This window comes from Pseudomonas sp. P20 (assembly GCF_016463925.1).
In the GTDB taxonomy this organism is placed as follows: domain Bacteria; phylum Pseudomonadota; class Gammaproteobacteria; order Pseudomonadales; family Pseudomonadaceae; genus Pseudomonas; species Pseudomonas aeruginosa.
The window spans coordinates 82941-105789 of the sequence record NZ_JAEMVM010000008.1 but is presented as its reverse complement, the minus strand read 5'-3'; the positions used below and the strand labels follow the sequence as shown (position 1 = coordinate 105789).

Genomic DNA, 22849 nt, shown 5'->3' with positions numbered 1-22849 from the left:
CGGCTCAGTTGGGCAAGCGCAGGGAGCGGGCGAAGCAACCGGGGGTCTGGCCGAAATGACGCTGGAACAGGCTGATGAACGCCGAGGTGGAGTCGTAGCCAAGGTCGCTGGCCACCCGCGTCACGCTGGCGCCCTCCTCCAGCGCGGCGACCGCGTTGAGCAGACGCAGGCGCTGGCGCCACTCGCGAAACGACAACTGGGTCTGCTCGCGGAACAACCGCGCCAGGGTCCGTCGGGACGCCCCCACCAGTCCCGCCCAATCCGAGATGCCGCGCGGATCGGCGGGATCCGCCTGTAGCGCGTCGGTGATCCGGCGCAAGCGCGGGTCGCCAGGCAACGGCAGGTTCAGCGGCGCCTCGCGAAGGCGCCCGACCTCATCGGCGACCACCTGCATGAGACGCTCGGCCTCGCCACCCGGCGGATATTCACGGGGAAACTCCGCCGCCCGCAGCAACAGTTCGCGCAGCAGGCCGGACACCTCCAGTACCCGGCAACCGCCGGGCAGCGAACGATCCAGGTAGAGACTGCGGAACAGCACAGGGTTGCAAGCCTCCGCGGCGTGCCGGACGCCCGGCGGAATCCACAGCGCCCGCTGCGCCGGCACCAGATAGCTGTGCCGCTCGGTGCTGGCGCGCAAGGTGCCGCTGGCGGCGTACATCAGTTGGCCCCAGGGGTGCTCGTGCATCTCCACCCGGTGCCCGGCGGGCATCTCGAAGGCGCGCAGGTACACCGCGCAGGGCAGGCTGCGGAATCGCGGCAGGTCGCGTTCTTGTCCCGTTTGCGGCATCGGTTGTCCCCATCCGTCGAGTGAGCGGTACGCGGCCGATGGTAGCGTGTGGCTCCCCATAGACAAACCGGAGCCACGCCATGAGCAGTCATCGCCCGCAACATCGCCTGTCCGTTCCCGATATCCAGCGCCGCAAGGGTGCCGGCAGCCTGGTGGCGCTGACCGCCTACAGCACGCCCATGGCCCGCCTCCTCGATCCGCATGCCGACCTGCTGCTGGTCGGCGATTCGCTGGGCATGGTGCTCTATGGCATGCCCAGCACCCTGGGAGTGAGCCTGGAGATGATGGTCGCCCACACCCTGGCGGTGATGCGCGGCAGTCGGCGCGCCTGCGTGGTGGCCGACTTGCCGTTCGCCAGCTACCAGGAATCGCCCCGACAGGCGTTCCGCAACGCCGCACGCCTGCTGGCCGACAGCGGCGCCCAGGCGGTGAAGCTGGAAGGCGGTGAGGAAATGGAAGAAACCGTGGACTTCCTGGTACGCCGTGGCATACCGGTGCTCGCCCATATCGGCCTGATGCCGCAGCAGGTCAACGCCATGGGCGGCTTCAAGGCCCAGGGGCGTGACCCGGAAAGCGCCGAACGGGTACGCCGCGACGGCCTCGCCATGCAGCGCGGCGGCGCCTTCGCGGTGGTCATCGAAGGCGTAGGCGAGCCGCTGGCCCGTCGCCTTAGCGAAGAACTGGCGATCCCCTGCATCGGTATCGGCGCCTCGCCGGCCTGCGACGGCCAGGTACTGGTCAGCGAGGACCTGCTCGGGCTAAGCGGCGAACAGGTACCGCGCTTCGTCGAACGCTACGCGCGCCTCGACCGGGAAATCGACGAGGCGGCCCGGCGCTTCGCCGAGGACGTGCGCGAACGGCGCTTCCCCGAGGCCAGGCACTGCTTCGCCATGCGCGAGTGAGCCGGCGGTCTCAGGCGAAGACTTCCGCCAGCAGGTCGTCCATCGCCTGGAAGGCACGCCGGGAGGTCCTGGCGTCATAGTGCATCTTGCCCGGCAGCTTGGCGTTCGGATCGGTGAAGGAATGCACCGCGCCGCCGTAGCTGGTGAGCTGCCAGTCGACGCCGGCATCGGTCATCTCCCTGGCGAAGGCCGGCAACTGCTCGCGCGGCACCAGCGGATCGGAGGCGCCGTCGAGGACCAGTACCGCGCCCTTGATATTCCTGGCATGCGCCGGGTCCGGCGTATCCAGGGTGCCATGGAAGGACACGAAGGCCTTCAGCTCGGCGCCGTCGCGAGCCAGCTCCAGCACGCAGCAACCGCCGAAGCAGAAACCGAAGGCGGCCTGGCGGGTCGTATCGACAGCCGCGAGCGCCTGTCCGCGCAAGGCCGCCAGCGCTGCCTGCATGCGCTTGCGCAGCAGGGCCCGGTCGTTCTTCAGCGGCATCATCGCCGCGCCCGCCTCGTCGCCGTTCTGCGGACGCACGTCCCTGCCGTAGAGGTCCGCCACCAGCACCACGTGCCCACGGCCGGCGACCTGCCGGGCGATGTCCAGCGCGGCGGCGCTCACGCCCATCCAGTTCGGCGCCATCAGCAGGCCCGGGCGCGGCCCCGCGTGGCTGGCGTCGTACACCAGTTGACCTTCGTACGGCTGCCCATCGATGTCGTAGGCGACCGGCTCTACACGAATCTCACTCATGGGTACTGCTCCTGCGAGAGTTGGAAAAGACAAAGCCCGCCGAAGCGGGCTTTGTCGGGGCTACTGCTTAAGCGGACAGCTCCACCAGCAGCTTGTTCAGTCGGCGTACGTAGGCGCCCGGATCCTTGAGGCTGTCCCCCGCGGCCAGGGCGGCCTGGTCGAAGAGAATATGCGACAGCTCGCCGAAGCGGTCCTCGTCCGGCTCCGCATCCAGCTTCTCGATCAGCGGATGCTGCGGGTTGATCTCGAAGATCGGCTTCGAGTCCGGCACTTTCTGCCCGCTGGCCTCGAGGATCTGGCGCATCTGCAGGCCAAGGTCCTGTTCGCCGATGGCGAGGATCGCCGGCGAATCGGTCAGGCGGTGGGAAACGCGGACTTCGCTGACCTGCTCGTCGAGCACCTTCTTCAGGCGCTCGATCAGGCCTTCCTTGCTCTTGGCGACTTCTTCCTGGGCCTTCTTGTCCTCTTCCGAGTCCAGGCTGCCCAGGTCCAGGTCGCCGCGGGCGACATCGACAAACTGCTTGCCGTCGAACTCCGGCAGGTAGCTCATCAGCCACTCGTCGATGCGATCGGTGAGCAGCAGCACCTCGATGCCCTTCTTGCGGAAGACTTCCAGGTGCGGGCTGTTCTTCACCTGCGAGTAGCTCTCGCCGGTGAGGTAGTAGATCTTGTCCTGGCCTTCCTTCATCCGACCGATGTAGTCGGCCAGCGCTACGCTCTGCTCGCCCGAATCGTCGCCGGTGGAGGCGAAGCGCAGCAGGCCGGCGATCTTCTCCTTGTTGCCGAAGTCTTCCGCCGGGCCTTCCTTGAGGACCTGGCCGAAGTTCTTCCAGAAGGTCTTGTACTGCTCCGGCTCGTTCTTCGCCAGCTTCTCCAGCATGTCCAGCACGCGCTTGGTCAACGCCGACTTCATCGAGTCGATCACCGGATCCTTCTGCAGGATTTCCCGGGAGACGTTCAGCGACAGGTCGTTGGAGTCGACCACACCCTTGATGAAGCGCAGGTACAGCGGCAGGAACTCGTCGGCCTGGTCCATGATGAACACGCGCTGTACGTACAGCTTCAGGCCCCGCGGCGCTTCGCGATGGTACAGGTCGAACGGCGCGCGGCCCGGCACGTAGAGCAGCGAGGTGTATTCCAGCTTGCCTTCGACCTTGTTGTGGCTCCAGCTCAGCGGGTTCTCGAAGTCATGGGCGACGTGCTTGTAGAACTCCTGGTATTCCTCGTCCTTCACCTCGGCGCGCGGACGGGTCCACAGCGCGCTGGCGCGGTTGACCGTTTCCCATTCCGGCTCGGCCGGCTTGTCGGCCTCTTCGCCGTGGAATTCCTTGGGCAGCTCGATCGGCAAAGCGATGTGATCGGAGTATTTCTTGATCACGTTGCGCAGGCGCCAGCCATCGGCGAACTCCTCCTCGCCCTTTTTCAGGTGGAGGACGATGCGGGTACCGCGCTCGGGCTTGTCGATGGTAGCGACGTCGAACTCGCCCTCGCCCTTCGACGACCAGTGCACCCCTTCGCTGGCCGGCTGGCCGGCGCGACGGGAGTAGACATCGACCTTGTCGGCGACGATGAAGGCGCTGTAGAAACCGACGCCGAACTGGCCGATCAGGTGCGAATCCTTCTTCTGGTCGCCAGACAAGTTCTTCAGGAAGTCGGCGGTCCCGGACTTGGCGATGGTGCCCAGGTGAGTCACCACATCCTCGCGGCTCATGCCGATGCCGTTGTCTTCCAGGGTGACGGTGTTGGCTTCCTTGTCGAAGCTGACGCGGATCTTCAGCTCGGCGCCGCCCTCGAGCAGCTCGGGATTGGCCAGGGCTTCGAAACGCAGCTTGTCGGCGGCGTCCGAGGCGTTGGAAATCAGTTCGCGGAGGAAGATTTCCTTGTTCGAATAGAGAGAATGAATCATCAGGTGAAGCAGTTGCTTCACTTCAGTCTGAAAGCCCAGTGTCTCTTTTTGGGTTTCCACGCTCATCGCTCCAAGCTCCATCAATGACATAAGCCGCGTACCACGGCGGATGTCCCCTAGGTGGGGCCTTCTTCCGGCTTTTCAAGCGCTTATGCGAAAAAACCGCGCACCATCGTGCGACGACTAGCGTTCGAGCAGTTCGAGACGGGCGATCTCCGCCGGGCGCAACAGGTAGCTCGCCTCCCCCGCACCGGGCATTTCCCGGCGGATCACCAGGCGCCCCTCGCTGTCGAGGCCGGTGAAACGGCCCTCGGCGATACGCCCGCGTACCGTAGTGGCCTTGACCAGGCGCTGGCTGTAGCGCTGCGGTTCGACCTGGACCAGCTCCAGGTCGAGGGTGGCGTTACCCGGCGCCGGCAGCGCCTGCGGCTCGGGCGGCGCCGCCGCCGCGGCCACGGTCGCAGGCTCCGCCGGCAAGGCGGGGAACGCGTCGCCGCGCACCGTCCACTCCCGCCGGGCGTTCTTCTCCAGCGTCAGCTCCAGCACCTGAGCCTGGCCGGCCACCAGGGCCTCGATACGCAGCGGCCGCGCATGGCTGGCCGCGCGCCAGGACGGCGCCCGCACGAGGCTGACGTCGCGGCTGGCGAAACGTCGCTGCAGATAATCGCGCAAGACCAGGGCCAGGGTATCGTCGGAGTCGTATCCCAGGTCGACCTTGCCGTGCCGATAGCGTAGCCGGTCGGTATACAGCTCGACGTGGCCGCTGAGGGTGGTCCGGTAGTCGCTCGGCAGGCTCAGGTGGAACTCGCCCTCCAGGCGGTTCGGCGCCTTGGGCCGCAGGTCCAGGTGCAAGGTATAGCCACGCAGGAGACGACGCGCCTCGGGCAGGTCCTGATCCGGTTGCAGCCAGCTCAGCTCGACTTCTGGCAACGCGCCGCCGTCCTCGGGCAGCACATCCAGGCGCAGCGCCCCGAGCGGCTGTGCCGGAAGGCGGATCTGCAGCTCGCGCTGGGCGTAGAAATCGTGCCCCTGGCGCAGGCTCAGCACGCCGCCAATCAACTCGCCGCTCTGCGGCGCGAAAGGCTTGCCGTTGAACTCCCCGCTGAGCGCGATGGACAGTTCCGCCGGCGGCCTGGCCTCCGGTTTCAGCCAGCGCAGGCTGAGGATCGCCTCCAGCCGCGCAGCGTCGTGACTGGCCAGCAGCGCCAGGCCGACCACCAGCGGGATGCAACCCAGCGCGGCCAGCCCGACGCCCTTGCGCGCCGTACGCCAGTGCACGCCGATATAGGCCAGCGCCACCGGCGGGAAAAGGCTGCCGTAACCCCACAGCAGACCGGTACCGAAGGCCAGGACGATGACCCAGATATAGCCGGCGACCATCAGCAGCAGGCCGCCCAGAATCAGCAAGGCATCCATCGCGATATCCTCAGCCCACTTTCCGCAGCGTACGGCTCACGGCTCGTCCACCTTGAAATGCGCCCGCGCAGTGGCGATGGGCTCGCCCTGGGTGGTCTGCCAGGCGTTGATCGCGACGTTCGCCACCCGTCGCCCCTGGCGCCAGACCTGGCATTGCGCGTAGGTATCGCGGAAGTGCCCGGCACGCAGGTAGTCGATGGAGAAATCGATGATCTTCGGCAGGTGCGGAATGCTCATGAAGGTCAGCAGGTGCAACATCGCCGCATGCTCCATGAAGCCGGCGATCACGCCGCCATGGATGGCCGGCAGGGTCGAGTTGCCAATGTTGTCCTTGTTCGCCGGCAGGCGGAAGACCATGTCGTCGCCCAGGCGCAGGCATTCGATGCCGAGCAGCTTGGCGTACGGGATCAGCTCCACCAGCGGGCTGTAGTCGTTGTTCCGACGCGCGTCGCGGACCAGTTGCTCGAGGCTGGTCGGGCTCATGCCGCACCTCCCTGCGCGGCCGGCCTGGCCGCCCCGGCGCGGGCCGAACCGCCCATGCGCATGAAAGCGCCGACGACATGGGCGATGGGCTGGCCCGGATCGTCCTGGTAGGCGAAGCCGCGGGTGAAGATCACGTTCGGCGTGACCCGGTAGCACTCGGCGAAGCCATAGACATCCTTGTGCGGTTCGGCGGGATGCATGTAGTCGATGCGCAGGTCGAGCGTCGGGCAGATCTCGAAGTCCGGCAGCACGCAGACCGTGGAAATACCACAGGTGGTGTCCATCAGGGTGGTGATCGCGCCGCCGTGGACGACCCCGCTTTCCGGGTTGCCGATGATCGCCTGGCTGTAGGGCAGGCGCAGGGTCAGTCCTTTCTCGTCGGCGGCCTCGACCGTCAACCCCAGCACCTGGCAATGACGCAAGGCCGAGAGAAAGCGCCGGGCGCGCTCGAGGAGAGGATTTTCCGACATGACGGCGACCTTGCTGGGAGTTTTCTGGAGGGCGAATCATACCCTGCCGCCAAAGCCCCGGCAGCCGGGGTTTTGGACATAACGATCGAAATAGTCGAAGTGTGTGGAACTTCACGCCAGCGCAAATGTTCAAAGGGCTACAACGAGGAAAGCCGCACATGGAGGCTAAACGATGAAAAAGACCGTAACTCTTGCCCTGCTGCTCGCTGCCAGCCTTGGCCTGGCCGCTTGCGACAAGAAAGAGGAAGACAAGGCAGCGGCCCCGGCAGCTCCGGCTACCGAGACCCAGCCGAGCGCTCCGGCTACTCCCCCTGCCGAGCCCAGCGCCCCGGCGCCGTCGAGCGACACTCCGGCAACCCCGCAGACTCCGGCACCGACTCCGGAGCAACCGCAACAGAACCAGCAATAAGTTCTCGTTGACGTACCCTGAAAGAGCCCGCGCAAGCGGGCTTTTTCATGCCCGGGATTCAGCCCCTGGGCACCTCGCCCTCGCCTTCCCGCGGGCTTTCGGCGATTGCGGTCTCGGTGTAGACCATCACCTCCAGCACGTCCGAATGGAATTCGCGGCGATACAGGACCAGCACCACGCCGGCCGTCACCAGCATGAAGAACCAGGAATTGATGAACCAGGCGAGCATGGCCAGGCCGAAATAGTACGAGCGCAAGCCGAAGTTGAACTGGTTGGCCGCCAGCGAGATGACCCGGGCGGCACGCTCGGCAAAGGATTTGCGCTCCAGCTCGCCGACGTTGCGCTCGCCGATCATCGGTGCCGAGCCGACCAGGATCGCCGCGAAGTTGTATTGGCGCATGCACCAGCTGAAGGTGAAGAAGGCATAGACGAAGACCACTGCCAGGCACAGCAGCTTCAGTTCCGATAGTCCCCGGCTGGCCTCCTCCACGAACGGCAGGTCGGCCAGTACCGAGACGGCGCGATCGGTGGAGCCCAGCAGGGTGAGGATGCCGGCGAGGATGATCAGCGTGCTGGAGGCGAAGAACGACGCGTTACGCTCCAGGTTACCGATCACGCTGGCGTCGGCGATACGGTTGTCGCGCAGCAGCAACCGGCGCATCCAGTCCTCCCGGTAGAGGTGCAGGACGCTGGCCAGGCAGGCGGTGTCGCGACCCTTCCAGGTGGCGTAGCGGGTGTAGCCCACCCAGCAGAACAGGAACCAGAGCGCCGCCAGCAGGTGTTGCAGCAGGTGCCCGTTGAAAATGCCGAGTTCGGCGGTCATGAAAACTCCCTCTTGAGCCGGCCGGGAATCGCCCCGCCGTTGTTTCGCGCCGTTGGGACGCCGCTCGCCGCGGCCAGGACACGACTTTCGTCGGCTCATGAAAAAGGCCGCCCGGAGGCGGCCTTCCTGGGGTTCGCCTGACGTCTCAGGCGACCGCTTCGCGCGGCTTGCCCAGCAGCCGATCGCAAACGACTGCCAGGACCAGCGCAATGGATACCGGCAGCAGCCAGCCAAGGCTCTGATCGGCGAGCGGAAGCTTGGCGAAGACGTCCGGCACCCACCCGTTCAGCTTGGCCGCCCCCAGCCCGTCGACGATGCCGAAGAGCAGCGCGACGATCATCACCGGCACGAACACCCGCGGGGCCGACACCCAGAGCCGGTCGAACAGGCTCAGGGCGATCAGCACGATGGCGAGCGGATAGAGTCCCACCAGAACCGGTACCGAAAGGCTGATCAACTGGGTCAGTCCCTGGTTGGCGACCAGCAGGCTGAACAGCGAGAACACGATCACCACCGTCTTGTACGAAACCGGCAGCAGGTCGCTGAAGAACTCGCCGCACGCCGTGATCAGCCCTACCGCCGTGGTCAGGCAGGCCAGGGTGATGACCACCGCCAGCAACAGGCTGCCGGAAACGCCAAAGGTCTGCTGCACATAGGCGGTGAGGATCTGTACGCCATTCTGGGCGTCGCCGGCGATGCCCTGGCTGGTGGCGCCAAGATAGAACAGCGCCAGGTAGACCAGGGACAGGCCGGTGGCGGCGATGATCCCGGCGATCATGGAATAGCGCGTGACCAGCCGGCTGTCGCTGATGCCGCGGTCGCGAATGGCGGTGGCGATGACGATACCGAAGACCAGGGCACCGAGGGTATCCATGGTCAGGTAGCCCTGCAGGAAACCCTGCACCAGGGGCGCGCTCTGGTACTCGCCGGAACTGCTGCCGATCTCTCCCGCCGGCGCGAAGATCGCCGCGCCGCCAAGGACCAGCAGGGCCGACAGCAGCACCGGCGTGATGACCTTTCCGACCCGGTCGACAAGGCGACCCGGGTTCAGCACCAGGAACAGAACCACGGAGAAGTAAGCGACGGTATAGACGAGCAACGGCACGCCGCCGTCCCCGGTGAAGGGTGCGACGCCCATCTCGAAGGACACCACGGCTGTACGCGGGGTGGCGAACAGCGGGCCGATGGCAAGATAGACGGCGATGGCGAACGCCACTCCCGCGCGCCGCCCGATCGGCTGGGTCAGGCGGCCAATACCGCCTCCGACCCGGGCCAGGGCGACCACCGTCAGCAACGGCAGGCCGACACCGGTAAGGAGGAAGCCGAAAGCCGCGCTCCATACGTGTTCGCCCGCCGCCATGCCGGCACTGGGAGGAAAGATGATGTTACCCGCGCCGAGAAAAAGCGCGAACGTCATGAAGCCAAGGGCGAGCAGGTCGAACCCTTTCAAATGAGTCATAGGAGGATGTACCACTGGCAGAAGTCTCGGTTGTTCGGGGTTTCCCTTTGGGGGTGTTAGGAAACAACGTCCTTCCGGATGAGGAGGACCGGTCAAGCCGCCCGACCCCTTTTGAGGGCCATGTGGCGTTATAGCTGCAGGCGCACTGGCCTGCGGGATGATGCGTGGCGCGCCCGGGGTTTTGTCGGACACGAACCGTTGGCAATGATAGCGCATCGCGGCAACATTCGTTTGACGGATGCGATAGAACGACGAAGGCCACCGCTGTGAGGCGGTGGCCTTCGTCCTGGAACTCAGAAAACCCGGGAAATCAGGCCTTCTTCACTTCCCAACCGGTCAGCTCGGCCAGGGCCTTGCCGATGTCGGCCAGGGAACGCACGGTCTTCACACCGGCGTCCTGCAGGGCGGCGAACTTCTCGTCCGCGGTGCCCTTGCCGCCGGAGATGATGGCGCCGGCGTGGCCCATGCGCTTGCCCGGAGGGGCAGTCACACCAGCGATGTAGGACACCACCGGCTTGGTCACGTTAGCCTTGATGAAGGCCGCGGCTTCTTCTTCGGCGGAACCACCGATCTCGCCGATCATGACGATGGCTTCGGTCTGCGGATCTTCCTGGAACAGCTTCAGGATGTCGATGAAGTTGGAGCCCGGGATCGGGTCGCCGCCGATGCCCACGCAGGTGGACTGGCCGAAGCCGGCGTCGGTGGTCTGCTTCACGGCTTCGTAGGTCAGGGTGCCGGAACGCGACACGATACCTACCTTGCCCGGCAGGTGGATGTGACCCGGCATGATGCCGATCTTGCACTCGCCGGGAGTGATCACGCCCGGGCAGTTCGGGCCGATCAGGCGTACGCCCAGCTCGTCGCACTTGACCTTGGCGTCCAGCATGTCGAGGGTCGGGATGCCTTCGGTGATGCAGACGATCAGCTTGATGCCGCCGAATGCCGCTTCCAGGATCGAGTCCTTGCAGAACGGAGCCGGAACGTAGATGACCGAGGCTTCGGCGCCGGTGGCTTCCACGGCTTCCTTGACGGTGTTGAACACCGGCAGGCCGAGGTGGGTGGTGCCGCCCTTGCCGGGGGTCACGCCGCCGACCATCTTGGTGCCATAGGCGATGGCCTGTTCGGAGTGGAAGGTACCCTGGCTACCGGTGAAGCCTTGGCAGATGACTTTGGTGTCTTTGTTGATCAGGACGCTCATTACTTACCCTCCGCGGCCTTGACGACTTGCTGGGCAGCGTCGGTCAGGCTGGTTGCCGCGATGATGTTCAGGCCGCTTTCGGCCAGGACCTTGGCACCCAGTTCAGCGTTGTTGCCTTCCAGGCGGACGACAACCGGAACCTTCACGCCGACTTCTTTGACGGCGCCGATGATGCCTTCGGCGATCATGTCGCAACGCACGATGCCGCCGAAGATGTTCACCAGGACAGCCTTCACGTTGCTGTCGGACAGGATGATCTTGAACGCTTCGGTCACGCGCTCCTTGGTCGCACCGCCGCCAACGTCGAGGAAGTTGGCCGGCTTGCCGCCGTGCAGGTTGACGATGTCCATGGTACCCATGGCCAGGCCGGCGCCGTTGACCATGCAGCCGATGTTGCCTTCCAGCGCGACGTAGTTCAGCTCCCACTTCTGCGCATGGGCTTCACGGGCGTCGTCCTGGGACGGGTCGTGCATGGCGCGCAGCTTCGGCTGACGGTACAGGGCGTTGCTGTCGATGTTGATCTTGGCATCCAGGCAGTGCAGGTTGCCGTCTTTCTTGATCACCAGCGGGTTCACTTCCAGCAGGGCCAGGTCGTAGTCCTGGAACAGCTTCGCCAGGCCGACGAAGATATGGGTGAATTGCTTGATCTGGTCGCCCTTCAGGCCCAGCTGGAAGGCCAGCTCGCGGCCCTGGTACGGCTGCGCGCCGACCAGCGGGTCGATGGTAGCCTTGAGGATCTTCTCGGGAGTGTCGTGGGCGACCTTCTCGATGTCCACGCCACCTTCGGTGGAAGCCATGAACACGATGCGGCGGCTGGAACGATCGACGACGGCGCCGAGGTACAGCTCCTTGTCGATGTCGGTGCAGGACTCCACCAGGATCTTGCTGACCGGCTGGCCGTTGGCGTCGGTCTGGTAGGTCACCAGGTTCTTGCCCAGCCACTGCTGGGCGAACGCCTTGGCGTCCTCTTTGCTCTTCACCAGCTTCACACCGCCCGCTTTACCGCGGCCGCCGGCGTGCACCTGAGCTTTGACGACCCACTCGCTGCCGCCGATCTTGTCGCAGGCTTCTGCGGCCTCTTCGGGGGTGTCTACGGCAAAGCCCTTGGATACAGGCAGGCCGTATTCAGCGAACAGCTGCTTACCCTGATATTCGTGGAGATTCATGCTTGTCTACCGTTATTCGTCTAGGTATTGCGCATTTCGGCGGAGCGCTCGTGGCGCCCCACCACCTGTGACCGTCGTTTCGCGAACCACCCGGCTCGCGAAAAAACAGTCCGGCGGCATACGCCCGCGGCCACCTCGCAACGGTCGCCGGCGCTCACCCGCCGTGGTTCTTCTGAAAGTCTGCCGCCTGCGGCATCCCGACGCAGGCGGCAAACCGTGGATTCTACAGAACCCGGACCCGACAAGGCCAGGAACCTGTCCTGGCCTGACGGACGACGCGTCCCGCGTCGCTGTGACGCCCCTGGCGTGAACCGGGGCGTCGGATCACTCAGCGCTTCTTGCGGTTGGCGATGTGGATGGCATGGCCATTCACTGCCAGGGCAGCTTCGTGCAGGGCTTCGGACAGCGTCGGGTGAGAGAAGACCATCATGCCCAGGTCTTCGGCGCTGGTGCCGAATTCCATGCCGATCGCGCCTTGCTGTACCAGCTCGGCGGCGCTCGGGCCGATCACGTGGACGCCCAGGACGCGGTCGGTCTTCGCATCGGCGATGACCTTGACCAGGCCGGTGGTGTCGTTGGCAGCCATCGCGCGACCGCTGGCGGCGAACGGGAAGGTGCCGACGTTGACTTCGACGCCCTCGGCCTTGAGGGTCTGCTCGGTCTTGCCGACCCAGGCGATTTCCGGGTGGGTGTAGATGACCGACGGAATCAGGTCGTAGTTCATCTGCGCCTTGTGGCCGGCGATGCGCTCGGCGACCATCACGCCCTCTTCCGAGGCTTTGTGCGCGAGCATCGCGCCGCGAACCACGTCACCGATGGCGAAGACGCCCGGAACGCTGGTCTTGCAGTGGTCGTCGACGTAGATGAAGCCACGCTCGTCCAGGGTCACGCCGCTGTCGGCGGCCAGCAGGTCGGTGGTCACCGGGCGACGGCCGACCGCGACGATCAGCTTGTCGAAGGTTTCCTTCTGCTCGCCGTTGGCGTCGGTGAAGGTCACGGTGACCTGCTTCTTCTTCACTTCCGAAGCGGTCACGCGGGCACCCAGGCGAATGTTCAGGCCTTGCTTGGTCAGGACCTTCAGGGCTTCCTTGGCGATCTGCTCGTCGGCAGCCGGGAGGAACTTGTCCAGGGCTTCCAGCACGGTCACCTCGGCACCCAGGCGGGCCCATACCGAACCCAGCTCCAGGCCGATGACGCCGGCGCCGATCACACCCAGCTTCTTCGGCACGGCCTGGAATTCCAGGGCGCCGGTGGAGTCGACGATGATGTCGTCGGTCAGCGGGGCCGGCGGGATCTCCACCGGGCGGGAGCCGGAAGCGATGATCACGTTCTCGGCTTCCAGGACCTGGGTCTTGCCGTCCAGACCGGTCACTTCCACCTGCTTGTTGGCCAGCAGCTTGCCGTGGCCTTCGAAGGAGGTCACGCCGTTGGCCTTGAACAGGGTAGCGATGCCGCCGGTCAGGTTCTTGACGATGTTGGCCTTGCGCGCAACCATCGCCGGAACGTCGATGGTGACGCCCTTGGCTTCGATACCATGGACTTTGAAGGCCTCTTTGGCCTCATGGTACTTGTAGGAGCTGTCCAGCAGCGCCTTGGACGGGATGCAGCCAACGTTCAGGCAGGTACCGCCGAGCGCCACCTTGCCTTCCTTGCCGATGTACTTCTCGATGCAGGCGGTCTTCAGGCCCAGCTGGGCAGCGCGGATGGCGGCAACGTAACCGCCGGGGCCGGCACCAATCACTACCACGTCGAATTTCTGGCTCATATCTCAATCCTTATTCGGGTGAAACCGGACGGCCCCACGAGGGGGCCGCCGTGAAGAGAAACGCTAAATCAGACGTCCAGCAGCAGGCGAGCCGGATCTTCCAGCAGGTCCTTGATCGCCACCAGGAAGCTCACCGCTTCCTTGCCGTCGATCAGACGGTGGTCGTAGGACAGCGCCAGGTACATCATCGGCAGGATCACCACCTGGCCGTTCACGGCCATCGGGCGCTCCTGGATCTTGTGCATGCCGAGGATGGCGGTCTGCGGCGGGTTGACGATCGGAGTCGACAGCAGGGAACCGAACACGCCACCGTTGGAGATGGTGAAGGTGCCGCCGGTCATGTCTTCGATGGTCAGCTTGCCTTCCTTCGCCTTCTTGCCGAAGTTGGCGATGCCGCCCTCGATCTCGGCCAGGCTCATGAACTCGGCGTTACGCAGCACCGGAACCACCAGGCCGCGGTCGCTGGAAACGGCAACGCCGATGTCCTGGTAGCCGTGGTAGACGATGTCGTTGCCGTCGATGGAAGCGTTGACCCCCGGGAAGCGCTTCAGCGCCTCGGTGGCGGCCTTGACGAAGAAGGACATGAAGCCCAGGCGCACGCCGTTGTGCTTCTTCTCGAACAGGTCCTTGTACTTCGAACGCAGGTCCATGATCGGCTTCATGTTGACCTCGTTGAAGGTGGTCAGCATGGCCATGGCGGACTGCGCCTCGACCAGGCGCTCGGCGACCTTGGCCCGCAGGCGGGTCATCGGCACGCGCTTCTCGACACGGTCGCCGGCGGCGAAGATCGGCGCCTCGGCAGCCGGGGCGGCAGGCTTGGCCGAGGCGGCCGGGGCGTTCTTCTTCGCTTCGACCGCAGCGACCACGTCTTCCTTGGTCACGCGACCGCCCTTGCCGGTGCCGGCGATGCTGTTCGGATCGATGCCGGCTTCCTCGGCCAGCTTGCGCGCAGCCGGGGACAGGATGGCGTCGTCGCCGCCAGCGGCGGCCGGAGCGGCGGCCTGTGCAGCCGGAGCGGCGGCGGGCGCAGCGGCAGCCGGAGCGGCCGGAGCGGCGGCGCCGCCTTCGTTCAGCTTGCCGAGCAGCTCGTTGCTCAGAACGGTGTCGCCTTCGTTCTTGATGATCTCGGCCAGCACGCCGTCAGCCTCGGCGAGAACCTCGATGACCACCTTGTCGGTCTCGATGTCGACGATCAGTTCGTCGCGCTTGACTGCTTCGCCCGGCTTCTTGTGCCAGGTGGCGACGGTGCCGTCGGCGACCGATTCCGGGAAGGTTGGGGCTTTGATTTCGATAGCCATTGTGTGCGTTTCCTTAAATTCGGTTTCTTCAGCGCGTAGGCGTTAAACAGTAAAGGCGTCTTGCAGCAGTTTTTCCTGCTGCTCGGCGTGCATCGAGGCGTAGCCGCAAGCCGGAGCAGCGGAGCCTTCGCGGCCGGCGTACTCGAGATTGAGGCCCTTCTTGTGCGCGGCGATGACACGACGCATGTGATGCTGGCTGCAGAACCAGGCGCCCTGGTTCATCGGCTCTTCCTGGCACCAGACGATGTGCTTGAGGTTCTTGTACGGAGCCAGAACTTCCGCCAGGTCGTCTTCCGGGAACGGATACAGCTGCTCGATACGGACGATCGCGGTATCTTCGCGGCCTTCCGCGCGACGCTTCTCCAGCAGGTCGTAGTACACCTTGCCGCTGCACAGCACGACGCGGTCGACCTTCTTCGGATCCAGGCTGTCGATTTCCGGGATCACAGTCTGGAAGGAACCGTTGGCCAGATCTTCCAGGGTCGAGATGGCGAGCTTGTGACGCAGCAGGGACTTCGGCGTCATCACCACCAGCGGCTTGCGCAGCGGGCGGATCACCTGACGGCGGAGCATGTGGTAGACCTGAGCCGGGGTGGTCGGCACGCAGACCTGGATGTTCTGCTCGGCACAGAGCTGCAGGTAGCGCTCCAGGCGCGCGGAGGAGTGCTCCGGGCCCTGCCCCTCATAGCCGTGCGGCAGCAGCATGGTCAGGCCGCAGAGTCGGCCCCATTTGCTTTCGCCACTGGTGATGAACTGGTCGATAACCACCTGGGCGCCGTTGGCGAAGTCGCCGAACTGGGCTTCCCAGATCACCAGCGAGTTCGGCGTGGTGGTGGCGAAACCGTATTCGAACGCCAGCACGGCCTCTTCCGAAAGGAAGGAATCGTAGATATCCAGGCGCGGCTGGCCGTCGAACAGATTGGCCAGCGGTACGTAGACCGAGTCATCCTTCTGGTTGTGCAGCACCGCGTGACGGTGCGAGAAGGTGCCACGGCCGACGTCCTGGCCGGTCATCCGTACCGGATGGCCTTCGAACAGCAGGGTCGCGTAGGCCAGGGTCTCGGCGAAGCCCCAGTTGATCGGCAGGCCACCGGCCGCCATCTTCTGGCGATCTTCGTAGATCTTCGAAACCTGGCGCTGAACCACGAAGCCTTCCGGCACTTCCAGCATCTTGCTGGACAGTTCCTGCAGGGTCTTCAGGTCGAAGCGGGTGTCGTGACGCGCGGTCCAGGCATGACCCAGGTACGGACGCCAGTCGACGAACAGTTCCTTGTTGGGTTCCTTGACCAGGCTCTTCACCACGTGCAGGCCGTTGTCCAGGGCGTCGCGGTAGTCGTCGATCTTCGACTGAACCTGCTCGGCGCTGAGCACGCCGGCACTCACCAGGGCATCGGCGTACAGCTCGCGGGTAGTACGCTGCTTGGCGATCTGCTGGTACATCAGCGGCTGGGTGCCGCTCGGCTCGTCCGCCTCGTTGTGGCCGCGGCGACGGTAGCAGACCAGGTCGATGACCACGTCACGCTTGAACTGCATGCGGTAGTCGACGGCCAGCTGGGTGACGAACAGCACGGCTTCGGGATCGTCGCCGTTGACGTGGAAGATCGGCGCCTGAATCATCTTCGCCACGTCGGTGGCGTACTCGGTGGAACGCGCATCGTCCTGGCGGCTGGTGGTGAAACCGACCTGGTTGTTGATCACCAGGTGGATGGTGCCACCGGTCTTGTAGGCGCGGGTCTGCGACATCTGGAAAGTTTCCATGACCACGCCCTGCCCCGCGAAGGCGGCATCGCCGTGGATGGAAATCGGTACCACCTTGTCGCCGGAGCTGTCCTTGCGGCGGTCCTGGCGGGCACGAACGGAACCCTCGACCACCGGGGAAACGATTTCCAGGTGGGACGGGTTGAACGCCAGCGCCAGGTGGACTTCGCCACCGCTGGTCATCACGTTCGAGGAGAAGCCCTGGTGGTACTTCACGTCACCGGAGCCCAGCTCGACGATCTTCTTGCCTTCGAACTCGTCGAACAGGTCGCGCGGGTTCTTGCCCAGGGTGTTGACCAGGACGTTCAGGCGACCGCGGTGAGCCATGCCGATGACGATTTCCTTGGCGCCGTAGGAACCGCAGCGCTGGATGATCTCGTCGACCATCGGGATCAGGCTTTCGCCGCCTTCCAGGCCGAAACGCTTGGTGCCCGGGTACTTGGTGCCCAGGTACTTCTCCAGGCCTTCGGCCGCGGTCAGGCGCTCGAGCAGGTGCGCACGCGCCTCGGCGGAGAAGCCGGGACGGCCACGCACGCTTTCCAGACGCTGGAGGAACCACTTGCGCTGCTCGGAATCGACGATGTGCATGAACTCGGCGCCGAAGGTACCGCAGTAGGTGCTCTTCAGGCTGTCGACGATTTCACGCAGGGTCGCCTCTTCCTTGCCGATGTAAAGCTCACCGGTGCGGAAAGTGGTGTCCAGGTCGGCACCCGTCAGACCGTAGTGGTCAATCGACAGGTCGGCAGGCGCGGGACGCTGCCACAGGCCGAGCGGGTCGAGGGTGGAAGCCTGGTGGCCGCGGAGACGGTAAGCGTGAATGAGACGAAGGACTTCGACCTGCTTCTTCTCGTGCTCGCTGCTCACGCTACCGGCGGAAACCGGCTGGGCACGGCGCTGGTTCTTGGCCAGCAGGACGAAATGATCGCGCACTGTGGAGTGCGAGACGTCGGGGGCGGGATTGCCATCGGCGGGAAGCTTCTGGAAATACGTGCGCCACTCTTCTGGCACAGCGTTAGGGTCGTGCAGGTAGAGCTCGTAGAGCTCTTCGACGTAGGCAGCGTTACCACCGGATAGATGGGCACTGTTCCACATCCGCTGCATTACGCTTTCGTGCATGCTAGGTCACCCTCGGTAAGGGGACAACCACCTGGCGAAACCTTGAAGGCTCCGAAGTCCTCAGGCAGCGACATCGGTATGGCCACTACAGATCCCGCAGATAGTCCGGGTACCAGCCCGGATGCCCCTGCTGGTCATATTTTTCAAATCTGGGCCATGGCTTTGTGAGCTTGGCCCGCTTAGTTGCTGCGACGCCGGAAGAACTCCGGCGCCACAGGTGTTGCTAGGTACAACTCATATAACAACTGCGAGAGGATCAGGTTCCGCTCTGCAGCAGCATATTACGCACGTGGCCGATCGCCTTGGTCGGGTTCAGACCCTTCGGGCAAACGTTCACGCAGTTCATGATTCCGCGGCAGCGGAACACACTGAACGGGTCGTCCAGCGAAGCCAGGCGCTCTTCGGTCTTGGTGTCACGGCTGTCGGCCAGGAAACGATAGGCTTGCAGCAGTGCGGCCGGACCGAGGAACTTGTCGGGGTTCCACCAGAAGGACGGGCAGGAGGTCGAGCAGCAGGCGCACAGGATGCACTCGTACAGACCGTCCAGCTTCTCGCGCTCTTCCGGGGTCTGCAGACGCTCGATGGCCGGGGCCGGCGTATCGTTCTGCAGGAACGGCTTCACCTTCTCGTATTGCTTGTAGAAGATGCTCATGTCCACGACCAGGTCACGAATGACCGGCAGGCCGGGCAGCGGACGGATCACCAGCTTGCCGCCCTTCAGGCCGGCGGCCGACAGCGGGGTGATGCAGGCCAGGCCGTTCTTGCCGTTGATGTTCATGCCATCGGAGCCGCAGACGCCTTCACGGCAGGAACGACGGTAGGAGAAGCCCTCGTCCTGTTCCTTGATCAGCGCCAGCACGTCGAGGACCATCACGTCCTTGCCGTTGGTGTCGACCTGGAAATCCTGCATGTACGGCGCAGCATCTTTGTCGGGGTTGTAACGATAAACACTCACTTGCAACATGGCGGGCACCCTTAGTAAGTCCGAACCTTGGGTTCGAATGCCGGAACGGTCTTCGGCGCGAAGTTGACGGAACGCTTGGATACGCGCTTCTCACCCGGGAAGTACAGGGTGTGGCACAGCCAGTTCTCGTCGTCGCGCTCCTCGAAGTCTTCACGGGCGTGGGCGCCACGGGACTCCTTGCGGTGCTCGGCCGCGATCGCGGTGGCCTCGGCCACCTCGAGGAGGTTTTGCAGTTCCAGCGCTTCGATGCGCGCGGTGTTGAATGCCTGGCTCTTGTCGTTGATCTTGACGTTGGCGATACGCTCGCGCAGGTCGGCCAGCTGGGCGATGCCCTTCTGCATGTACTCGCCGGTGCGGAACACACCGAAGTAGTTCTGCATGCAGCTTTGCAGCTCGCGCTTGAGCGGAGCGACTTCTTCGCCGCTGGTGCGCTCGTTCACGCCGTTCAGGCGCTTGAAGGAGGCTTCCAGGTCGCTCTCGGAAGCGCCGCGGGCGTCGATGCCCTCTTTCAGCGCTTTTTCCAGGTGCAGACCGGCGGCACGGCCGAATACCACCAGGTCGAGCAGCGAGTTGCCGCCCAGGCGGTTGGCGCCGTGTACCGATACGCAGGCCACTTCGCCCACGGCGAACAGGCCTTCGACGATCTGGTCGTTGCCGTTGGCGTCCTGGGTGATGGCCTGGCCATGGATGTTGGTGGCAACGCCACCCATCATGTAGTGGCAGGTCGGGATCACCGGGATCGGCGCAACGACCGGGTCGACGTGGGCGAAGGTCTTGGACAGTTCGCAGATGCCGGGCAGGCGGCTGTGCAGGACTTCCTCGCCGAGGTGGTCGAGCTTCAGCAGCACGTGGTCCTTGTTCGGGCCCACGCCGTTGCCGGCCAGGACTTCCTTGACCATGGAACGGGCGACCACGTCGCGGCCGGCCAGGTCCTTCGCGTTCGGCGCATAACGCTCCATGAAGCGCTCGCCGTGGGCGTTGATCAGGTAACCGCCTTCGCCGCGGCAACCTTCGGTGACCAGTACACCGGCGCCGGCGATGCCGGTCGGGTGGAACTGCCACATCTCGATGTCCTGCACCGGCACGCCGGCACGCAGGGCCATGCCCACGCCGTCACCGGTGTTGATCAGCGCGTTGGTGGTGGAGGCGTAGATACGGCCGGCACCGCCAGTGGCCAGGACCACGGCCTTGGAACGGATGTAGACGGTCTCGCCGGTCTCGATGCAGATGGCGATGATGCCGACCACCGCGCCGTCCTGGTTCTTCACCAGGTCGACCGCGTACCACTCGTTGAGGAACGAGGTGCCATTCTTCAGGTTGGCCTGGTACAGGGTGTGCAACAGCGCGTGGCCGGTACGGTCGGCGGCGGCGCAGGTACGGGCGGCCTGGCCACCCTTGCCGAAGTCCTTGGACTGGCCGCCGAACGGACGCTGGTAGATGCGGCCGGTTTCGGTACGGGAGAACGGCAGGCCCATGTGCTCGAGCTCGAACACGGCCTCGGGGCCGACGGAACACATGTATTCGATCGCGTCCTGGTCACCGATGTAGTCGGAGCCCTTGACGGTGTCGTACATGTGCCAACGCCAATCGTCGTTCGGGTCGGCCGAAGCGATCGCGCAGGTGATGCCACCCTGTGCGGATACGGTGTGGGAACGGGTCGGGAAGACCTTGGTCACCACGGCGGTCTTGTGGCCGCCCTGGGCCAGTTGCAGCGCGGCACGCATGCCGGCGCCACCGCCACCGACGATGATGGCGTCAAAGGAAAGTGTACGAATGCTAGCCATGGATCACATACCCCAAAGAATCTGCACACCCCAGACGAAGAATGCGAACATCGCCATGCCGCAAACCGCCTGGAAGAGGAAACGCACGACTGTCGCCGCCTTGCCGAGAGCCATCGAAGTCAGGTAGTCGGTGGAGATGGTCCACATACCGACCCACGCATGGACGCTCAGGGCAACCAGGGTCAACAGGCTGAAGATGCGCATCCAACCCTGCGAGAACAGGCCGTGCCAGTCCGCGTAGGAAATGTTGGGGTGAGCAATGAGGTAGCCCAGCAGGAAAATGACATAAGCCGCGAGCACGACCGCGGAAACGCGCTGGGCCATCCAGTCGTAGAGGCCGGAGCGCGAGAAGTTTGTGACGTTAGTTACCATACCCATACCCCCGCCAGAACGATCAGCACCACCGCGATGGCGATGACGATTTTGGAGCCACGCTTACCGCCTTCCAGCGTCTCGCCGACGCCAGCGTCCATGACCAGGTGGCGAACACCGGCCACCAGGTGGTACAGCAGCGCAGACAGCAGGCCCCAGATCACCAGCTTGGCCAGGGGACTGGTCAGGCACGCCTTCACCTGCTCGAAGCCTTCTTCCGAACTCAGCGACTTGTCGAGCGCGAACAGCAGCACGGCAATACCGAGGAACAGGATGACGCCAGAGATACGGTGGAGAATGGACGTGTAAGCGGTGACAGGGAGTTTGATGGTCCTTAGGTCTAGGTTTACAGGTCGTTTGCTATTCACGGCTTTTTTCACACTGAGAGCCCTAACGAACAGGGCTAGTTGTCGGGAAGTGCACTTGTCAGGTACCCATCACCAGGGAGTGGCGACCGTCTATGAAAGCGGGCCAGGAATACCCCTTGCGGTCGGACGCCGAGTATAGACAGTTAGGCTACTAATGACAACGAAAACACCCATCGCCAAATGGTTGATTGCGGGCCTTTTATAAAAGGCGTAAATAGCCCCCTTTTTCTGCGAAAACCCCGCCACGGAAGGCTCTACGGCATGGATTCGCGCAAATTGACTTTCGAATTTATCCCTCTATAGTGGTGCGGGCCCTGCGTGGGGGGTACTGATGATTTCAAGCATAAATAGGAGGCCATCATGGCTGACAAAAAAGCGCAGTTGATCATCGAGGGCTCAGCCCCCGTCGAACTGCCCGTCCTATCCGGTACCATGGGTCCCGATGTAGTGGATGTACGGGGCCTCACCGCCACGGGCCACTTCACCTTCGATCCTGGCTTCATGTCGACCGCCTCCTGCGAGTCGAAGATCACCTATATCGACGGCGACAAAGGCGTCCTCCTCCATCGCGGCTACCCCATCGAGCAACTGGCAGAGAAATCCGACTACCTGGAAACCTGCTACCTGCTGCTGAACGGCGAGCTGCCCACCGCCGCGCAGAAGGAACAGTTCGTCGGCACCATCAAGAACCACACCATGGTTCACGAGCAGTTGAAGACCTTCTTCAACGGCTTCCGCCGCGACGCCCACCCGATGGCCGTGATGTGCGGCGTGATCGGCGCCCTCTCGGCCTTCTACCACGACTCCCTGGACATCAATAACCCGAAGCATCGCGAAGTCTCCGCGCATCGCCTGATCGCCAAGATGCCGACCATCGCCGCCATGGTGTACAAGTACTCCAAGGGCGAGCCGATGATGTATCCGCGTAACGACCTGAACTACGCGGAAAACTTCCTCCACATGATGTTCAACACCCCCTGCGAGACCAAGCCGATCAGCCCCGTGCTGGCCAAGGCCATGGACCGCATCTTCATTCTCCACGCCGACCACGAGCAGAACGCCTCCACCTCCACGGTGCGTCTGGCCGGCTCCTCCGGCGCCAATCCGTTCGCCTGCATCGCCTCCGGCATCGCCGCCCTGTGGGGACCGGCCCATGGCGGCGCGAACGAAGCGGTGCTGCGCATGCTCGACGAGATCGGCGACGTGTCCAACATCGACAAGTTCGTCGAGAAGGCCAAGGACAAGAACGATCCGTTCAAGCTGATGGGCTTCGGCCATCGTGTCTACAAGAACTTCGACCCGCGCGCCAAGGTCATGAAGCAGACCTGCGACGAGGTCCTCCAGGAGCTGGGCATCAACGACCCGCAACTGGAACTGGCGATGAAGCTGGAAGAAATCGCCCGCCACGACCCCTACTTCGTGGAACGCAACCTGTACCCGAACGTCGACTTCTACTCGGGGATCATCCTCAAGGCGATCGGCATTCCGACCAGCATGTTCACCGTGATCTTCGCCCTGGCGCGTACCGTCGGCTGGATCTCGCACTGGCAGGAAATGCTCTCCGGCCCCTACAAGATCGGCCGCCCGCGCCAGCTCTATACCGGCCACACCCAGCGCGACTTCACCGCCCTCAAGGATCGCGGCTGAAACCCGTCACGCCCGGCGAGAA

20 protein-coding genes are annotated in these 22849 nt (G+C 64.3%); 3 read left to right on the top strand and 17 right to left on the bottom strand.

The annotated features are described in order from the left end of the window. Positions 1 to 4: 4 nt before the first annotated feature. Positions 5 to 787, bottom strand: a complete 783-nt coding sequence (locus tag JHD77_RS11055; RefSeq protein WP_003117756.1) for an AraC family transcriptional regulator — start codon at positions 785 to 787, stop codon at positions 5 to 7. Positions 788 to 867: 80 nt separating this feature from the next. Here JHD77_RS11055 and panB point away from each other — a divergent pair, with 80 nt between their 5' ends. After that, the gene (gene panB, locus JHD77_RS11050) at positions 868 to 1689 is read left to right on the top strand and encodes a 3-methyl-2-oxobutanoate hydroxymethyltransferase (protein ID WP_003087450.1); all 822 of its coding nucleotides are present in this window, start codon (positions 868 to 870) and stop codon (positions 1687 to 1689) included. 10 nt (positions 1690 to 1699) lie between these two features. Here the strand turns inward: panB and JHD77_RS11045 are convergent, their stop codons facing one another. From JHD77_RS11045 to JHD77_RS11025, 5 genes are all read right to left on the bottom strand, one after another. Beyond that, the gene (locus tag JHD77_RS11045; RefSeq protein ID WP_003122896.1) at positions 1700 to 2425 is read right to left on the bottom strand and encodes a dienelactone hydrolase family protein; all 726 of its coding nucleotides are present in this window, start codon (positions 2423 to 2425) and stop codon (positions 1700 to 1702) included. Between the two features lie 67 nt (positions 2426 to 2492). Continuing rightward, a complete protein-coding gene (gene htpG / locus JHD77_RS11040) occupies positions 2493 to 4397 on the bottom strand; it encodes a molecular chaperone HtpG (protein ID WP_003087446.1) in 1905 nt (634 codons plus the stop codon). 117 nt (positions 4398 to 4514) lie between these two features. Then, the gene (locus tag JHD77_RS11035) at positions 4515 to 5747 is read right to left on the bottom strand and encodes an MFS transporter (protein WP_003120441.1); all 1233 of its coding nucleotides are present in this window, start codon (positions 5745 to 5747) and stop codon (positions 4515 to 4517) included. A gap of 36 nt (positions 5748 to 5783) precedes the next feature. Further along, a complete protein-coding gene (locus JHD77_RS11030; protein ID WP_031755747.1) occupies positions 5784 to 6230 on the bottom strand; it encodes a PaaI family thioesterase in 447 nt (148 codons plus the stop codon). Next, positions 6227 to 6700 (bottom strand): PaaI family thioesterase, encoded by a 474-nt coding sequence (locus tag JHD77_RS11025; RefSeq protein WP_003106488.1) that lies wholly within the window; start codon positions 6698 to 6700, stop codon positions 6227 to 6229. Before JHD77_RS11025 ends, JHD77_RS11030 begins: the two co-directional genes overlap by 4 nt. Before the next feature lie 172 nt (positions 6701 to 6872). Between JHD77_RS11025 and JHD77_RS11020 the strand changes: the two genes are divergently transcribed. Further along, positions 6873 to 7109, top strand: coding sequence for a hypothetical protein (locus JHD77_RS11020; RefSeq protein WP_003087435.1), 237 nt, complete (start codon positions 6873 to 6875; stop codon positions 7107 to 7109). A gap of 58 nt (positions 7110 to 7167) precedes the next feature. Here the strand turns inward: JHD77_RS11020 and JHD77_RS11015 are convergent, their stop codons facing one another. From JHD77_RS11015 to sdhC, 11 genes are all read right to left on the bottom strand, one after another. Continuing rightward, the gene (locus JHD77_RS11015; protein ID WP_003106486.1) at positions 7168 to 7932 is read right to left on the bottom strand and encodes a DUF599 domain-containing protein; all 765 of its coding nucleotides are present in this window, start codon (positions 7930 to 7932) and stop codon (positions 7168 to 7170) included. A 145-nt stretch (positions 7933 to 8077) separates the two neighbouring features. After that, positions 8078 to 9391, bottom strand: coding sequence for a branched-chain amino acid transport system II carrier protein (brnQ, locus tag JHD77_RS11010; RefSeq protein WP_023104251.1), 1314 nt, complete (start codon positions 9389 to 9391; stop codon positions 8078 to 8080). Between the two features lie 310 nt (positions 9392 to 9701). Continuing rightward, entirely contained in the window at positions 9702 to 10589 is an 888-nt protein-coding gene (gene sucD, locus JHD77_RS11005) for a succinate--CoA ligase subunit alpha (RefSeq protein WP_003087428.1), read from the bottom strand. Beyond that, the gene (gene sucC / locus JHD77_RS11000; protein WP_003087425.1) at positions 10589 to 11755 is read right to left on the bottom strand and encodes an ADP-forming succinate--CoA ligase subunit beta; all 1167 of its coding nucleotides are present in this window, start codon (positions 11753 to 11755) and stop codon (positions 10589 to 10591) included. Before sucC ends, sucD begins: the two co-directional genes overlap by 1 nt. A gap of 328 nt (positions 11756 to 12083) precedes the next feature. Next, entirely contained in the window at positions 12084 to 13520 is a 1437-nt protein-coding gene (gene lpdA / locus JHD77_RS10995) for a dihydrolipoyl dehydrogenase (RefSeq protein ID WP_003087422.1), read from the bottom strand. 68 nt (positions 13521 to 13588) lie between these two features. Further along, complete coding sequence (gene odhB / locus JHD77_RS10990; protein ID WP_031755750.1) at positions 13589 to 14818, bottom strand: 2-oxoglutarate dehydrogenase complex dihydrolipoyllysine-residue succinyltransferase; 1230 nt, start codon at positions 14816 to 14818, stop codon at positions 13589 to 13591. Positions 14819 to 14860: 42 nt separating this feature from the next. After that, on the bottom strand, positions 14861 to 17692 hold the full coding sequence (locus JHD77_RS10985) for a 2-oxoglutarate dehydrogenase E1 component (RefSeq protein ID WP_031755752.1): 2832 nt from the start codon (positions 17690 to 17692) through the stop codon (positions 14861 to 14863). 256 nt (positions 17693 to 17948) lie between these two features. Continuing rightward, complete coding sequence (locus JHD77_RS10980; RefSeq protein WP_003087410.1) at positions 17949 to 18656, bottom strand: succinate dehydrogenase iron-sulfur subunit; 708 nt, start codon at positions 18654 to 18656, stop codon at positions 17949 to 17951. An 11-nt stretch (positions 18657 to 18667) separates the two neighbouring features. After that, positions 18668 to 20440 (bottom strand): succinate dehydrogenase flavoprotein subunit, encoded by a 1773-nt coding sequence (gene sdhA / locus JHD77_RS10975; protein ID WP_003087407.1) that lies wholly within the window; start codon positions 20438 to 20440, stop codon positions 18668 to 18670. Positions 20441 to 20443: 3 nt separating this feature from the next. Beyond that, positions 20444 to 20812 carry a succinate dehydrogenase, hydrophobic membrane anchor protein gene (gene sdhD, locus JHD77_RS10970; RefSeq protein ID WP_003104386.1) on the bottom strand — a complete coding sequence of 123 codons (369 nt, stop codon included), beginning with the start codon at positions 20810 to 20812 and terminating at the stop codon, positions 20444 to 20446. After that, positions 20806 to 21192, bottom strand: coding sequence for a succinate dehydrogenase, cytochrome b556 subunit (gene sdhC, locus JHD77_RS10965; protein WP_003104388.1), 387 nt, complete (start codon positions 21190 to 21192; stop codon positions 20806 to 20808). Before sdhC ends, sdhD begins: the two co-directional genes overlap by 7 nt. Positions 21193 to 21540: 348 nt before the next feature. Here sdhC and gltA point away from each other — a divergent pair, with 348 nt between their 5' ends. Further along, positions 21541 to 22827 (top strand): citrate synthase, encoded by a 1287-nt coding sequence (gltA, locus tag JHD77_RS10960; protein ID WP_003087400.1) that lies wholly within the window; start codon positions 21541 to 21543, stop codon positions 22825 to 22827. Positions 22828 to 22849: the final 22 nt, after the last annotated feature.

Excerpts from the sequence above, each read along its gene's own strand:
- JHD77_RS11055 (WP_003117756.1), bottom strand. The coding sequence starts at position 787 with ATGCCGCAAACGGGACAAGAACGCGACCTGCCGCGATTCCGCAGCCTG.
- panB (WP_003087450.1), top strand. The coding sequence starts at position 868 with ATGAGCAGTCATCGCCCGCAACATCGCCTGTCCGTTCCCGATATCCAG.
- JHD77_RS11045 (WP_003122896.1), bottom strand. The coding sequence starts at position 2,425 with ATGAGTGAGATTCGTGTAGAGCCGGTCGCCTACGACATCGATGGGCAG.
- htpG (WP_003087446.1), bottom strand. The coding sequence starts at position 4,397 with ATGAGCGTGGAAACCCAAAAAGAGACACTGGGCTTTCAGACTGAAGTG.
- JHD77_RS11035 (WP_003120441.1), bottom strand. The coding sequence starts at position 5,747 with ATGGATGCCTTGCTGATTCTGGGCGGCCTGCTGCTGATGGTCGCCGGC.
- JHD77_RS11030 (WP_031755747.1), bottom strand. The coding sequence starts at position 6,230 with ATGAGCCCGACCAGCCTCGAGCAACTGGTCCGCGACGCGCGTCGGAAC.
- JHD77_RS11025 (WP_003106488.1), bottom strand. The coding sequence starts at position 6,700 with ATGTCGGAAAATCCTCTCCTCGAGCGCGCCCGGCGCTTTCTCTCGGCC.
- JHD77_RS11020 (WP_003087435.1), top strand. The coding sequence starts at position 6,873 with ATGAAAAAGACCGTAACTCTTGCCCTGCTGCTCGCTGCCAGCCTTGGC.
- JHD77_RS11015 (WP_003106486.1), bottom strand. The coding sequence starts at position 7,932 with ATGACCGCCGAACTCGGCATTTTCAACGGGCACCTGCTGCAACACCTG.
- brnQ (WP_023104251.1), bottom strand. The coding sequence starts at position 9,391 with ATGACTCATTTGAAAGGGTTCGACCTGCTCGCCCTTGGCTTCATGACG.
- sucD (WP_003087428.1), bottom strand. The coding sequence starts at position 10,589 with ATGAGCGTCCTGATCAACAAAGACACCAAAGTCATCTGCCAAGGCTTC.
- sucC (WP_003087425.1), bottom strand. The coding sequence starts at position 11,755 with ATGAATCTCCACGAATATCAGGGTAAGCAGCTGTTCGCTGAATACGGC.
- lpdA (WP_003087422.1), bottom strand. The coding sequence starts at position 13,520 with ATGAGCCAGAAATTCGACGTGGTAGTGATTGGTGCCGGCCCCGGCGGT.
- odhB (WP_031755750.1), bottom strand. The coding sequence starts at position 14,818 with ATGGCTATCGAAATCAAAGCCCCAACCTTCCCGGAATCGGTCGCCGAC.
- JHD77_RS10985 (WP_031755752.1), bottom strand. The coding sequence starts at position 17,692 with ATGCACGAAAGCGTAATGCAGCGGATGTGGAACAGTGCCCATCTATCC.
- JHD77_RS10980 (WP_003087410.1), bottom strand. The coding sequence starts at position 18,656 with ATGTTGCAAGTGAGTGTTTATCGTTACAACCCCGACAAAGATGCTGCG.
- sdhA (WP_003087407.1), bottom strand. The coding sequence starts at position 20,440 with ATGGCTAGCATTCGTACACTTTCCTTTGACGCCATCATCGTCGGTGGC.
- sdhD (WP_003104386.1), bottom strand. The coding sequence starts at position 20,812 with ATGGTAACTAACGTCACAAACTTCTCGCGCTCCGGCCTCTACGACTGG.
- gltA (WP_003087400.1), top strand. The coding sequence starts at position 21,541 with ATGGCTGACAAAAAAGCGCAGTTGATCATCGAGGGCTCAGCCCCCGTC.